Below are 14,285 nucleotides of genomic sequence, written 5' to 3'. Positions count from 1 at the left end.
ATCAGCCCTCCTTTGTTGTCGCATCATTTGAAAGCTCATTGCTCTCATCAAGCTCTTTTACATCATTATTATCGATAAAAGCATTTATCTTGCCCTTAACGATACCATGGAAGGTTCCATATAAATTGCCGTCTACGTGGCCCCTGATAAGGCCATCAATTCTCATAGACCCTGCTCTTGCTTCCGCCTGCATAGGCATGTTCATAACAAAGGCTGTAAGCTCGATTATCTTATCTCCCACCAGAAGTATCTGTGGCAGCACAAACATTGTGATCAAAATAGATATGATTGTTCCACGGCCGAGACATTTTCCAATACCATAGATAGCACAGTCAGACGTCATCTTACCAATTAAGGTTCCAGCTACAGCCAGCATAGTTCCTGAAGTTATGATAGTTGGAAATGACAGATTCATGGTATTTATGATAGCCTCTTTTTTGCCCATGCCTGCTCTTAGCTCTGTATAACGCCCTGCAATAACAATTGCATAGTCGATGTTAGCGCCCATCTGAATAGAACTTACAATCAGATATCCCAGGAAAAAGAGATTGTCGTGCTCAATTGCAGGGATTGAGAAGTTGATCCAGATGCACCCCTGAATAACGGCAATAAGAAGAACCGGCATTCCAGCAGATTTGAAGGTAAAAAGAAGTACCACCAAAACCGCCAGTATTGAAATAATACCAGTCACCTTATTATCTCTGCCAAAACACTTTTTAAGATCATACTGACTGACAGATTCACCTACTACATAGATTTTATCTTCGTCGTAATATTTTTCTGCCATAGTATGCATTTTTTCAAGAAACGCAAAAGTCTCATCAGATTCCTGCGGAAGGCTAAGGAATACCAGAATTCTTGAATACTCCTCTCCCTGCAGCTGCTTTTTTGCAAAGTTCATCATTGTATTAGCATTTTCAAGCTTATCCATAAGTTCGTCAGATAAAGTAACATATCCTTCATCAACTTCTTTATATACGAACATGAACATATCTATAAGAGGAACCTTGTAGCCTGCAAGACCATTTACAACCTTGGCGTAATCTTCATCATTGACGGCATAAGCTGTATAAACAAGCTCTGCTATCTCATAATCAATATTAAGTAGTTCCGAAAACTGCCTGGGAGTAAGCTTATCTGTAAGCGTATAGCCATTTAGAGCCTCTGTATTAGCAAGACCTGTAACTTTAGTTACGAGGTCCTGAGCAAGAAGATCTTCGATAAGCTTTTTTTCCTTGTCATAATCACCACTTGGGAAAACAAGAGCAACCATATTGTCAGAATTAAAGTTCTCATCCTGCATATTTTGGGCCTTTTGAACCTCATTTATAAGGGGTGGTGTAATCTGTGAATAGCCATAAACATAAGGAGTTCCCGCTGAAATTCTACTTGCAACAATAATTGTCACAATAAAAGCGGGAGCAATAATGTACCTTGTGGCATAAGCGAATTTCCCAACAAAGGGAATCTTAGGAATAAAGTTTTTATGCTGGGTCTTTTCCATGAGTCCGGCAAAGATCATGATGATACCAGGCATCAAAAGAAATACAGACAAAAGGCTAAGTAATATAGCCTTTATTAGAACGATGCCCATGTCTCTGCCAATTCCAAACTGCATAAATAGCATAGCAACAAGACCGCCGATTGTTGTTAGAGAACTTCCGCAGATTTCAGGAATTGACTTGGAAAGGGCCATGATGCAGGCCTCTCTATAAGGAAGGCTCTCATGTTCCTCTTTATATCTGTTTAGGAATATGACAGCATAGTCCACCGAAAGTGCTAGCTGAAGAACGATAGTTACTGAATCTGAGACAAAAGAAATGGTTCCTAGAAGGAAATTTGTTCCCATCTGTACAAGAGCTGCACTTCCAAAGGTAAGAAGTAGAACCGGAACTTCTGCATAGGCCTGGGACGTCAAAAGCAAAACTGCAACTACAACAATAACGACGATAATAGAAATAACACTCATCTCTTTGTCTATAAGCTCAGATTGAGTGTCACCAAGGGTTGTTGATAGGTAATAGTCATATCTATCAAAATATTTTTTTACCTGCTCTAAAAGATCAAGGCATATTGCTTCTTTTTCATCGTAATCAAAGGTTATGCTAAAAAGCGCGCAACCATCATTATAATGATCCTCTGAATCATCTACTTCACATGAAAAGACACCGTCAATATTTTCAATGTCGTCTTTGATAAGAAACGCCTGGTCAATATCAATATTTGCTACCATGACTTTAACTGAACCATAGGTCGTAAACTCTTTTTCCATAAGTTTAAGACCCTGCCAGGTTTCAGAAGATTCCGGCAGATACTCAGCCAATTGGTTTTCAACACTGACCCAGTTTCTGGAAATTGCAGAGAATATACACAAAATTGCATATATCAGAAAGAAAAGATTTCTTTTATCTACGATAAAAGCGCAGATCTTGAGCATCAGAGAATTTCCGCCGTTAAATTCGTTATTATCCATGCTACTCCCCCTCAAAAATAATAACTACATTTAACATTTATTTTATCACATATTCGTACTGGCTACAAAAGCCGGATGGAAATCATAATATAAACTCCATATTAGTTTCCTTAACTCTCATTCCCAGTTTATTGTAGAATCTCTGGGCACATTCATTGCCCTCCCAGACATTAAGTGTAATATCATAACAGCCTAGATTTTTGGCATACTTTTTTACAAAATCAAATAATGCAGTTCCAACCTGCCTTCCTCTGTAAGCCTTATCTACACAAAGATCATCAATATAAATAGTCTTAAACTGGACCATATATTCTTTCTTTGGCTGCTCCATTAAAACACAAAAGCAATAGCCCATCACATCATCTTTTTCATCTGTTGCAACGAAAATCGGCCTATTGTCATCAGATATTATTTCAAGAAGTTCTTTTCTTGAATATTTGGTAGTTCCGGATACAAATATATCTGGTCTTATGTGTGCATGGAGCTCTAGCACCTGATTTAAAAGTTCTATAATCTTTTCAGCATCTTTGTTTTGTGCGCGTCTAATATTCATATTCTCCCCCGAAGTCATTTATTTCCAGCCGCCTGCATCATTACAGTTGAGATTTTTATGCTACGCCCTCATCATCAGATAATGAAAGGCTCTGATGTACCATAACTTCTTTATCATAGCACGCAAAAGCACTGTCAACCAAATCCTTATCAGGCTTTTTTGTAAACAAAGAAACTACAGGTACAATTACAAGGCCTGCAAGCATGCAGAAGGCTCCTGCGTTGATGGGAGACTGTAAAAGCTTAGGGAAGCTGCTTCTGACAAACATATTAAGTAGCATTACAACAGTTGAAAAGATAAAGCTGCACCAGACAGAAGCTTTAGTTGTGCCCTTGTAGTAGAGGCCAAACAGGAAAGGTGCCAAAAATGCTCCTGCAAGGGCTCCCCAGGATACTCCCATGAGCTGTGCTATAAATGTGACATTCTGCCTATACTGAACAATAGCAATCACAACTGAAATAGCTACAAATACAACAACCAAAGCTCTCATAATAAAGAGCTGCTTCTTTTCATTCATATTCTTTACCACATGGCCCTTTAAAAGATCTAAGGTAAGGGTGGAACTACTTGTAAGAACAAGGGATGAAAGCGTCGACATAGAAGCTGATAAGACAAGTACTACTACAACAGCAATAAGAAGATCTGGAAGTCCTGATAACATAGCCGGAATAATGCTGTCATAGCCACCTGCTGCTATATCTATTCTGTCGGAAAAGAGTCTTCCAAAGCCTCCAAGAAAATAACATCCACCGGCTACCACAAAGGCAAACATAGTTGATACTATTGTTCCCTTTGAAATAGCCTTCTCGCTTTTTATTGCATAGAATTTCTGAACCATCTGAGGAAGTCCCCATGTTCCAAGTGATGTAAGAATAACAACCCCCAGAAGGTTTAAAGGATCTGGTCCAAAGAAAGATGCAAAAACGCCTGGTGTGCTTGATACTGCCTCATCTGAAATTCTGGCAAGCCCATCAAGGGAAGCAATAAATCCGCCTTTTGAGCTAAGAACAGACAAAACAACTGCGCTAATTCCTATGAGCATGATAATACCCTGAATGAAATCATTTATAGCTGTAGCCATGTAGCCACCAGCAATAACGTAGATTCCAGTAAGTACAGCCATTACGATAACGCAAATAGAATAATCAATGTTAAAGGCCATTCCAAATAGCCTTGATAAGCCATTATAAAGGGATGCTGTATATGGTATCAGGAAAATGAAGGTTATGACCGAAGCCGCAATCTTAAGAGAGTTTCCGCCAAATCTTGCTGCAAAAAACTGAGGCATAGTTGCAGAATCCAGGTGCTGAGTCATGATCCTGGTTCTTCTACCTAGTATTCTCCATGCTAGAAGTGATCCAATAAGAGCATTTCCTATTCCCACCCAGGTTGCAGCTATTCCATATTTCCATCCAAATTGCCCTGCATAGCCCACGAATATTACTGCAGAAAAATAAGAGGTTCCATAAGCAAAAGCTGTAACCCATGGTCCTACAGACCTTCCTCCAAGAACAAAACCATTTACATCAGTTGAATTTTTCCGGCAGATAAAGCCAATGGTGAGCATAGTTGCAAAGAAAACAAACAGCAGAAGAATTTTGATGACCATAGACGCCTCCCAAACAATATACTTTTTATTTATTACTTTAACGCTTTAAATCATTTAAGTCAATTACTTTTAAAAGCATAAAATAATAAGGTTCTAGCAAGAATAGATTATAAATCGGTGCATTTAAGTGATATTATAGTTAAGGTTGGTAATAAACTTATCTTTAGGAGGAGTATAAACAATGAAATTATTTGTGGACACAGCCAATATTGACGAAATCAGAAGAGCTAATGACATGGGGGTTATCTGTGGTGTTACAACTAACCCATCTCTTATTGCTAAGGAAGGCAGAGACGTTTATGAAGTAGTTAAAGAGATTGCTTCAATCGTTGATGGACCTATTTCCGGAGAAGTTAAGGCTACTACTGTTGATGCAGAAGGCATGATCAAAGAGGGCCGTGAAATTGCAAAGCTTCACCCTAACATGGTTGTTAAGATTCCTATGACTGAGGAAGGTCTTAAGGCTTGTAAAGTTCTTTCAGGCGAAGGCATCAAGGTTAACATGACACTTATCTTCACAGCTAACCAGGCACTTCTTTGTGCAAGAGCTGGCGCTGCATTTGTTAGCCCATTCCTTGGAAGACTTGATGACATCAGCGTTCGCGGAACAGATCTTATTTCTGAAGTTGCTGAAATCTTCAGCATCCACGGAATCGAGACAGAGATCATCGCAGCTTCTATTCGTCATCCTATGCACGTTACAGACTGTGCTCTTGCAGGTGCTGACATCGCTACAGTTCCTTTCAAGGTTATTGAGCAGATGGTTCATCATCCACTTACAGATGCTGGTATCGAGAAGTTCCAGAAGGACTACCTTGCAGTATTTGGAGAATAATTGTTTAGTAAGCGCTTGATATAATTGACGTTTACCAAACTTTATAACAAGCTTTATGGAGTGACAGATTTATAATTTCTGTCACTCTTTTTTGTTCCTTATTTTTGTAACCTTTAATGATCAATAATTTGAATTCATTATTTCGCAATAACTGACAACTGTTTAGAAACAAATGCGTAGAAAAAAATACTTCAAAAAGCTAGTATTTATGTGGGGTTACTAGTCTTTAGACTAAATTTTTTATGGAGGTATTGGTATGAAACAAGCAATCTATTCAGTCTACGTAATCTTACCAGTTATTTTGTTATGGGGAGCCAAATTTACTGGCCCCAAAAAGTTTAACGAAGAATTCCTATCTTTAAGGCAGACCAAGGCTTTTCAAGGTTTTCTTGCAATCTGCATAATGCTGCATCACATTGCGCAGAAAACCTGTGCATCCTGGATCCAGCCACAGTCAAGAATTGTACATGGTCTTGATATTTTCGTAGATATGGGATTTCTTTTAGTTTCAGTGTTTTTATTCTTTAATGGATATGGAGTTTACAAGAGCTTCCACTCCAAGGAAAACTATCTTAAGGGCTACTTTAAAAAGCGTATCCTGCCTGTAGTTCTTGCTCTTTACTCAACTACATTTATCTTCTTTGTTGTAAGGCTTCTTATTGGGGAAAAGATGGATGGAAGGCAGATTCTTTTGTATCTTACAAGTTTGGATCTATGTAATCCAAATACATGGTACGTAATTGTCCTTCCTTTCTTTTATCTATTTTTCTACATTTCCTTTAAACTCTTTAAGAAGGATGGACTTGCTGTAGCTTCTACTACTCTGCTAGTAGTTCTTTATATGCTCCTTGGAACAAGGATCAATCATAACGACTATTGGATAAGAGGTGAGTGGTGGTATAACTGCGTATTTCTTTTCCCTGTAGGAATCATATTTGCTAAGTTTGAGAATAAGATAATTCCTCATGTTCAAAAGTTTTACTGGGCATACCTGGCTCTTTTCCTTCTTGCTTACTACCCTATCCGCGTAGGAACAGGCATTGTAGGTAATATGTTTGGCTACTATGGTGAAGGCTGGCTTCCACAGGAAATCATTGTAAAGAACAGAGAAATTACAGTGCTTGCCCAGTCAGTTCTCTGCACCTGGTTTGTAATGTGTCTTTTACTTCTTGGTATGAAGTTTAAGATCGGCAATAAGTTCCTTGATTTCATGGGCAAGATCACTCTTGAATTCTATCTTATCCATGGTCTTTATGTAGAGCTCTTTGGCTGGCAGTTTGACGGCGGCGTAAAGAGCCCGCACCACATCAAATATGTGATTGTTTATGTTCTTGTAGTATTTGCACTTGGTCTTCCATCTGCTATCCTTCTCAAGAGCTTGCACGATGTGATACTTGGAAAAAAGAAGGCTCAGCCTCTATTTGATATAAAAATAAACAAACTGGTTCAAAATAATAAAGACCAGAAAAAAGACAAAACAGCTTAAATTTAGGAGATTTACAATGGGAGCATTTAAAACAGGCAATTACAGAAACTTTTTAAGGGAGATTGGGATTCCGGAAAATGACATTCAGGCCAGGATAAAAGAAGCTGTTCATACCTTCTTTTATGATGAAAATGAACGCATATACCACGAAGCTGGATCTGACATGGGTTATCTGTGCGATACAGGTAATAACGATGCCAGAACTGAAGGCATGAGCTATGGAATGATGATGTGTGTCCAGCTTGATATGAAGGAAGAATTTGACCGCATCTGGAAATGGTCCAAGACCTATATGTTCATGACAGAAGGTGAAAATGAAGGATATTTTGCCTGGTCATGTCAGACAGATGGCAAAAAAAATGCAGACGGCCCTGCTCCAGATGGTGAAGAGTTTTATGCAATGGCTCTTTTCTTTGCTTCCCATAGATGGGGCGATGGAGAAGGAATCTTTGAATATAGTAGAGAAGCTCGCGAAATTTTAAGCGCCTGCATACATAAAGGTGAAAATGGGCGAAAAGGTTCACCTATGTGGAATCATGACAATCATCAGATTCTCTTTGTTCCAGGAATTGGTTTTACAGATCCATCCTATCATCTCCCACACTTTTATGAGCTATTTGCTCTGTGGGCCAATGAGGAAGACAAGAAATTCTTTAAGGAGGCAGCAGCTGCCAGCAGAGAATATCTTGTAAAAGCTTGCCATCCTGAAAAAGGGCTTAGTCCTGAATATGGTAATTTCGATGGCACTCCAATGGACAAGGAACTTCCATGGGGATACTTTGGAGATTTCTTTAGTGATGCCTACAGAACAGCAGCAAATATCGGCCTTGACAGCGTATGGTTTTCAGAAGATAAGGGCCAGCGAGAAGTTCCACTTCGTATGATGAAATTTTTTGGAACAAGTCTAGAAGCTGTAAGGTGCGCATACAAGGTAGATGGCACTCCTACAGAAAGACCTGTTCTCCACCCTCTTGGACTCTTATCTACAATTGCTCAGGGAGCCCTGGTAGCAACTACTCCAGAAGAAATTGAACTTGCAAAGAAGTGGGTTTTATGGTTCTGGAATCAGCCTCTTAGAAAGGGCGTTCGCCGCTATTACGACAACTGCCTCTACATGTTCGCGTTACTTGCGCTTTCCGGAAACTACAGAATATATTGATTTGAGGGCGGCTCTTCCAAGAATTCCTGTGGCGGCGTTTTTTCTCACTCGCGAGTAAAAATCCGCCTTGCCACATAATTCTTGGTGCGAGCCGCAAGAAACCTGCATCCTAAAAATAACAAGTGAATATGTCATGCAAAATGCTATTTATTCTATTGCTTGCATCATTCCTGAGATATAAAGTCATGTATAATACAAATTTTTATATTGTCTGCATCACGTTAACTAAATCTATTGATACATAACAAGTTTTTTACATAATCTTGCATCATTCTGGAAACATCAAGTCATGCACAATACAAATTTTTATATTGTCTGCATTACGATACCTAAATCTATTGATACATAACAGGTTTTTTACATAATCTTGCATCATTCCGGAGATATCAAGTCATGCACAATACAAATTTTTATATTGTCTGCATCACGCAACATATCAAAACATTGCAAATACCAACACATAAATGCTATCCTAAGTAAATAAAAGTAGTGCAAAGTCCGGAGCGGTTTACAAAGAGGCAAGAATGCTCATTATTTTGCGATTTTTTAAACTGCGGAGTCGAGACCAATAAATCTCAAGTGCCTATGCACGCAGAGATTTATGTTCTGGGCTCGATGAAGCGCTTAGTTTAACAAGAGCAAAAAATGAGTATTTGCCGTTTTGTAAACCGTTCCGGACTTTTCATAATCTTAACGCTTTCAGGAAAGGATTTTTATTTTGATATATTATATTGCAGATTGTCATTTTTATCATGGAGCACTTAATACGAAGATGGATAAGCGTGGTTTTGGCTCCGTATTAGAAATGAATGAATACATGATAGAAAAATGGAATAATAAAGTCACCAAGACAGACACTGTGGTCATTCTTGGTGACTTATCTCTTGGAAGTGTTGAGGAGACAAATGAACTTATACATCGCCTGAAAGGTAAGCTTTGTCTCATAGTTGGTAATCATGATAAATTTGTTGGTAAGCCTGATTTTGATGCAGATAGATTTGAATGGATTGATAACTACCGTGAGATAACAGATTCACAGAAAAAAGTTATCTGCTCTCACTATCCAATTCCTTTCTACGAAGGTCAATACAGGAAGCGTCACAATGGTGACGCTAAAAACTATATGCTATATGGTCATGTTCATGAAACACGAGATGAAGTACTCATGCAGCAAATAGTAAAGCTCATACAGGAAACGCCCTACTATCCTATCGGCAGTGAACATGAGAGCACTATTCCATGTAATATGATCAATTGTTTCTGCAAGCGCTCGAACTACACACCTCTAACTCTATCTGAGTGGATCAAATTAAATGATAATCTTAAATGCTGACTCGTCCATTATTAGTCAGAAAAAGACATCATTTCAGATCCCCACCATCATCGTGCAATAGCTGTGATGGTTCCTGATCAGCAGCTTTAGTAGCAAGCTCATCGCACCTTTCATTTTCAGGATGGCCAGCGTGTCCCTTTACCCAGTTCCAGCGTATACCGTGTGGCTCGCAGGCCTTTAAAAGGCGCTTCCATAATTCCACATTTTTAACTGGCTTATTGCCAGCTGTTTTCCAACCTTTTCTAATCCAGCCATCTATCCAGTGCTCATTAAAGGCCTTTATCACATATTGTGAATCTGAAAACATTTCTACATCGCAGGGCCTGTTAAGAGCCTCCAGTCCAACTATAGCCCCCATAAGCTCCATCCTGTTATTAGTTGTTTTGTCATAGCCGGCAGAAAGCTCTTTTTCATGAACTTCTCCCTTACTATCTACATATCTGAGTATTGTTCCATACCCACCTGGTCCGTCTGGATTTCCTCTTGCTGATCCATCAGAATATATTTCTACTCGCATAATATTTTAACTCCTGTTTATGCCCAAACGCCCGTTTCAAGGAAACTTTCAGCCATTGTCTGAGCATCATCTACTATTTTTTTATCATAACCCAGAACTCCCAGAAGCTTTATTGCATTTCTGTTAGTAGCAGGTCCTTCTTTTATCATGTAATCAAAGTGAACGTCATTGTCTGAAACATTTCCTTCAAAATGATAAATATCAAAGTCTTCTTTTAGAAGTGCAGTTAACTCTATATCATGGGTTGCCGCAAAACACATAACCTTAGATTCCGCAAAGCTCTTAAGAATCTGGGTTGAAGCAGCTATTCTCTCAATTGTGTTTGTTCCTCTAAGTACTTCATCTACAAAGCAAAGAACAGGGCAGCCTTTCTCATTGTTTGAATCAAGAATTCTTTTTATAGATTTGATCTCAACAATATAATAACTATCACCGCCAAAAATATCATCCTTAAGAGCCATTGAAGAGTAAATTCTAAATAGCGGAGCCTTGTACTCTTTTCCCAGAACTGTATGAATTGTCTGGGCAAGAACCGCATTTATGGCACAGGTCTTAAGAAAAGTTGACTTACCAGAAGCATTGGATCCAGTAATAAGAAGGCCTTTTTTAGTATCAACGCTGTTAGTTACACAATCAGCAATAAGAGGATGTATCAGATCTTTTCCATCATATCTATCCCCTTCAAAGCTTGGCAGGCAGTAAAAACCGCTATTTGACTCTCTAAAGCAGGCAACAGATATTTCCGCCTCAAGCTTACCTGTAATTGTTATGATTTCATCAAGAACGTCCTTATTATCCATGATCTGCTTGTACATCTGGTTGAATTTAATAAGATCAAGGTGAAGGGCCATCTTGACATAGTCAAGCAGAATCTCGATAGGATTTCCGCTGGCATTAACTTTTGTATTATTCATAAGGATAAAAGAGCCTCTTGTAAATGGGCGTAGCTTTTTAGCGGCAGCGCTCATTTTGTCTATATCCTCTTTAAGTTCCTTGTAGTCAAGTTTTTCAAAGTACTCCGTTGCATAGATTACTCTCAGAATATATGCAAAAGATGCAAGATAAGGCTCAATCTGATTTTTAATGCCAAAATACTTGAAAATGTTGTAGGCAACAAGTGAAATAAATACTATAAAAAATACTTTAAAATTAAAAAAGCAGCCAATAATTGCAGCAAGCATAAGACCTAACATCAAAAAGTGCCTTGCATTAGATACATCAGGAGCTTTGTCCAGATAATCAATATAATCGTAAATAGAATATCTTATTCTTCTTCCAATCTTTGCAAAAATAAGCTGGCACTTAAGCCTTGCCTCATCATTCTTCTGAAAGAAAAGAACATGTGACTCCTGATCAGTAAAATCATCCTCCTGTCTGGGGCTTCTAAGCAAGTGATAGAGATATTCTTCTCCTGTCGCGCTAAGGCAATAGTTCATTCTGGCAAATACTCCATCCATGTTAAGATCATTCCAGGTTGTATCATCAATCTGAAAACTCTCTTTATGTTTGGAATAGTAACCAGGAATATGATCCAAGTCATCCTGCTTGTACTCCCTCATAGGCGCCTGTCCAAAACCATCCCTTAATTTCTTTATCAGCACCTTTTCAGCAATTTTCTGATCCCTTAACCCTAATAAGTAAGCAATCAAACATATTCCAGCTAAGATACTAAGTAAAATAATACTCTCCATAAAACTTTTTCCTTTTCACATAAAGTCTGACAAAAGCTGCATTTTAACTATATAATCTGGCCTTTATCTCATCTGCCTTCTGATATATTTCCTCAGGGCTTGCACCGATATTGAACTTACCATTTTCATAGCGGATGATGCCACCTATCATAGTCAAAAGAACATTGCTCTTACTACCACTATATACAATATTCTTGACTATATTGTTGATAGGCTGCATATTAGGCTGATGTAGATCGAGCATAATGATATCAGCAAGCTTTCCCTCTGCTAAATAGTCACAGTCATTAAGCCCCATGGCATAAGCACCGTTAACTGTTGCCATCTTAAGAACCTCAGCTGCATCCACAGAAGCTGCATTCATACTGCGAAGCTTGGCAAGACCTGTTACCAGGAACATTTCCCTGAACATATCAAGACAGTTATTGCTGGCAGGACCATCAGTTCCAATAGCAACGGGAATACCACATTTAATATACTCTTCAATAGGAGCGATACCACTTGCAAGCTTGGTGTTTGAACCAGGATTTGTTACGGCTACAAGGCCTCTCTTTTTCATGATTTCTCTGTCATGATCATTGGTCCAAACAAGGTGATAGCCGCCTCCGCCGTAGTCAAAAAGTCCTAGTGAATCAAAGAACTCTACAGGTGTCATTCCATATCTTTCAATACATTCTTTAGTCTCTTTCTCAGTCTCCTGAATATGAGCCCAGAAAGGTGCTTTATACTTGTGAGTAAGTTCTGAGCACTTCTCCAAAAGCTCTTTTGAACAGGTGTATTCAGCATGAACTCCAAGAATGAAAGAATTGTAAGGATCTCTTCCATTTAGTTCATTGTAGTAGCGCTCTAATAGTTCCACAGACTGGCTAAAATTATTGACGCAACTAGTCTGAACACATCTCATTCCGCAGTCTCTAAAAGCATCTGCCACAGTAAATGGAGTCAGATACATTTCAAACACTGATGTTATACCGCTTGTAAGATACTCTAGAATTGCTATCTTGGATAAATGATATATATCTTCTCCTGTCATCTTGGCTTCTATAGGAAAAATCTGCGTTCCAAGCCAGTCCTGAAGAGGAAGGTCATCTGCCTTGGACCTCATAAGAGTCATAGCAGAATGGGTGTGAGCATTTTTAAAACCAGGCATAAGAAGATTGCCCTGACAGTCAATTTCTCTATCCCAAACCAGAATAGTTTCCTTGTGTTTATTGCAATAATCTCTGCCTTCTTCCTCTGTTCCAACAAAGATTATTCTATCTTCTACTACCCAAACTTCACCAACAAAAATGTCCCTGCCAGGCTCCATAGTAAGAACTCTGGCATTGTAAAATCTAGTTCTCATACAATCCTCCAATAACGCTCTGTATATACTGAAAATGCCTATATAAACTGGTATATAGGCATTTTCTTTATTTCTATCAGATATTAAAAGCTTTTATAGATTCTGTAACAAGTTTAGTAAAGAGTGGGGCTACCTTATCAGCAGCTTCCTGAACTTCCTCATGGCACAGAGGCTGCTCGCTGATACCAGCTGCAAGATTACTGATACAGGAAACACCGCAGATACGCATTCCCATATGATTTGCTGCAATAGCCTCGATAACAGTACTCATACCAACAGCTGAAACTCCAAGCTTACCAAGAAGTCTTATTTCAGCAGGGCTTTCAAATGATGGACCTGTAAGCTGGCAGTAAACACCTTCCTTAAGGTCAATACCCTCTGCCTTAGCAGCCTTTCTGATAACTTCCTGAAGGTCCTTGTCATATACTTCAGACATATCAGCAAATCTAGGTCCAAGTTCATCTACATTTGGTCCAATTAGTGGATTTGGAGCAAAAATAGAAATATGATCGTTGATAAGCATAAGGTCTCCAGCCTTAAAGCCCTCTCCAAGACCACCTGCTGCGTTTGTAAGGAACAGGATCTTGGCTCCAAGCATCTTCATAAGTCGTGCTGGGAGAACAGCATCTGTTACATCATAACCTTCATAGAAATGAACACGTCCCTTCATGCAGACAACCTTAACATTATCTACATAACCAAAGATGAACTTGCCAGCATGTCCCGGAACTGTTGATACAGGAAATCCTGGAATATCACTGTAACTAATCTCAGTCTCAATCTTAATATTATCTGCATAATTTCCAAGACCTGATCCAAGAACCAGCGCCACATCAGGCACAAAATCAGTCTTTTCCCTAACTGCCTTTACACAGCTTTCAAGTTTTTCATAAATTGGATTACTCATTCTATTACCTCTCTTTATATTACTAATCAAAAAGATTATCGGCTCTTCAGGGGTAATGGTGGGTAAAAAATGCCATCAACCCCAGTGTTTATGCTGATCATGTGCATTTTTGTTTTCTGTTAGGAAGTGGAACCCTCAAATCCGAGCATACCAGATAGACCATATCGAGCATGTTTTGGATGTTGCGAAAACCATATGCCTTGCGGATAATCAGCTTGATTTTGTTATTAGTAGCTTCAATTCGAGCGTTACTCATGCCTAGCCTTATTGCATTCAGTATGTGCTCCCTGTGACGTTTGATCTTGAGGTAAAGTTCCTTGAAAGCACCAATCCTGCTGTGACTTGCCCACCAGAGCCAACGATTGAGGGCGTCCGCT

At 38.9% G+C, this 14,285-nt stretch carries 12 protein-coding genes; 4 read left to right on the top strand and 8 right to left on the bottom strand.

Annotation, left to right across the window (positions count from 1 at the left end):
* Position 1: 1 nt before the first annotated feature.
* The 3 genes from BLO53_RS17220 to BLO53_RS17210 all read right to left on the bottom strand — a co-directional run bounded on the left by BLO53_RS17220 (position 2) and on the right by BLO53_RS17210 (position 4,635).
* Positions 2-2,473, bottom strand: coding sequence for an efflux RND transporter permease subunit (locus tag BLO53_RS17220; protein ID WP_092064463.1), 2,472 nt, complete (start codon positions 2,471-2,473; stop codon positions 2-4).
* Positions 2,474-2,555: 82 nt separating this feature from the next.
* Complete coding sequence (locus tag BLO53_RS17215; RefSeq protein ID WP_092064460.1) at positions 2,556-3,026, bottom strand: GNAT family N-acetyltransferase; 471 nt, start codon at positions 3,024-3,026, stop codon at positions 2,556-2,558.
* A gap of 55 nt (positions 3,027-3,081) precedes the next feature.
* The gene (locus tag BLO53_RS17210; protein WP_092064457.1) at positions 3,082-4,635 is read right to left on the bottom strand and encodes a sodium:solute symporter family protein; all 1,554 of its coding nucleotides are present in this window, start codon (positions 4,633-4,635) and stop codon (positions 3,082-3,084) included.
* 181 nt (positions 4,636-4,816) lie between these two features.
* Here BLO53_RS17210 and fsa point away from each other — a divergent pair, with 181 nt between their 5' ends.
* The 4 genes from fsa to BLO53_RS17190 all read left to right on the top strand — a co-directional run bounded on the left by fsa (position 4,817) and on the right by BLO53_RS17190 (position 9,448).
* Positions 4,817-5,470: a fructose-6-phosphate aldolase gene (gene fsa / locus BLO53_RS17205; RefSeq protein ID WP_026487852.1), complete on the top strand. Its 654-nt coding sequence runs from the start codon at positions 4,817-4,819 to the stop codon at positions 5,468-5,470.
* 256 nt (positions 5,471-5,726) lie between these two features.
* Entirely contained in the window at positions 5,727-6,956 is a 1,230-nt protein-coding gene (locus BLO53_RS17200) for an acyltransferase family protein (RefSeq protein WP_092064455.1), read from the top strand.
* Between the two features lie 16 nt (positions 6,957-6,972).
* Positions 6,973-8,115: a glycosyl hydrolase family 8 gene (locus BLO53_RS17195; RefSeq protein ID WP_092064453.1), complete on the top strand. Its 1,143-nt coding sequence runs from the start codon at positions 6,973-6,975 to the stop codon at positions 8,113-8,115.
* Positions 8,116-8,887: 772 nt separating this feature from the next.
* On the top strand, positions 8,888-9,448 hold the full coding sequence (locus BLO53_RS17190; protein ID WP_442857219.1) for a metallophosphoesterase family protein: 561 nt from the start codon (positions 8,888-8,890) through the stop codon (positions 9,446-9,448).
* 28 nt (positions 9,449-9,476) lie between these two features.
* On the opposite strand, the gene rnhA is transcribed toward BLO53_RS17190, so the two are convergent.
* The 5 genes from rnhA to BLO53_RS17165 form a co-directional block, all read right to left on the bottom strand.
* On the bottom strand, positions 9,477-9,965 hold the full coding sequence (gene rnhA, locus BLO53_RS17185; protein WP_092064447.1) for a ribonuclease HI: 489 nt from the start codon (positions 9,963-9,965) through the stop codon (positions 9,477-9,479).
* A gap of 17 nt (positions 9,966-9,982) precedes the next feature.
* A complete protein-coding gene (locus BLO53_RS17180) occupies positions 9,983-11,656 on the bottom strand; it encodes a MutS-related protein (RefSeq protein ID WP_092064444.1) in 1,674 nt (557 codons plus the stop codon).
* A gap of 43 nt (positions 11,657-11,699) precedes the next feature.
* Entirely contained in the window at positions 11,700-13,001 is a 1,302-nt protein-coding gene (locus BLO53_RS17175) for an amidohydrolase family protein (RefSeq protein ID WP_092064441.1), read from the bottom strand.
* A 76-nt stretch (positions 13,002-13,077) separates the two neighbouring features.
* Entirely contained in the window at positions 13,078-13,908 is an 831-nt protein-coding gene (locus BLO53_RS17170) for a purine-nucleoside phosphorylase (protein WP_092064438.1), read from the bottom strand.
* A gap of 97 nt (positions 13,909-14,005) precedes the next feature.
* A partial coding sequence (locus BLO53_RS17165; RefSeq protein ID WP_143003270.1) for a transposase occupies positions 14,006-14,285 on the bottom strand: 280 nt, incomplete at its 5' end.

The sequence above is a fragment of the Butyrivibrio sp. INlla14 genome, from assembly GCF_900102515.1.
Classification (GTDB): domain Bacteria; phylum Bacillota; class Clostridia; order Lachnospirales; family Lachnospiraceae; genus Butyrivibrio.
The sequence above is the reverse complement of the archived record's forward strand: the minus strand, read 5'-3'. Positions and strand labels throughout refer to the sequence as shown.

Bases quoted from the DNA above. Each gene is read 5' to 3' on its own strand.
- BLO53_RS17200 (WP_092064455.1), top strand. From the start codon at position 5,727: ATGAAACAAGCAATCTATTCAGTCTACGTAATCTTACCAGTTATTTTG.
- BLO53_RS17195 (WP_092064453.1), top strand. From the start codon at position 6,973: ATGGGAGCATTTAAAACAGGCAATTACAGAAACTTTTTAAGGGAGATT.
- BLO53_RS17180 (WP_092064444.1), bottom strand. From the start codon at position 11,656: ATGGAGAGTATTATTTTACTTAGTATCTTAGCTGGAATATGTTTGATT.
- BLO53_RS17220 (WP_092064463.1), bottom strand. From the start codon at position 2,473: ATGGATAATAACGAATTTAACGGCGGAAATTCTCTGATGCTCAAGATC.
- BLO53_RS17210 (WP_092064457.1), bottom strand. From the start codon at position 4,635: ATGGTCATCAAAATTCTTCTGCTGTTTGTTTTCTTTGCAACTATGCTC.
- fsa (WP_026487852.1), top strand. From the start codon at position 4,817: ATGAAATTATTTGTGGACACAGCCAATATTGACGAAATCAGAAGAGCT.
- BLO53_RS17215 (WP_092064460.1), bottom strand. From the start codon at position 3,026: ATGAATATTAGACGCGCACAAAACAAAGATGCTGAAAAGATTATAGAA.
- BLO53_RS17175 (WP_092064441.1), bottom strand. From the start codon at position 13,001: ATGAGAACTAGATTTTACAATGCCAGAGTTCTTACTATGGAGCCTGGC.
- rnhA (WP_092064447.1), bottom strand. From the start codon at position 9,965: ATGCGAGTAGAAATATATTCTGATGGATCAGCAAGAGGAAATCCAGAC.
- BLO53_RS17170 (WP_092064438.1), bottom strand. From the start codon at position 13,908: ATGAGTAATCCAATTTATGAAAAACTTGAAAGCTGTGTAAAGGCAGTT.
- BLO53_RS17190 (WP_442857219.1), top strand. From the start codon at position 8,888: ATGGATAAGCGTGGTTTTGGCTCCGTATTAGAAATGAATGAATACATG.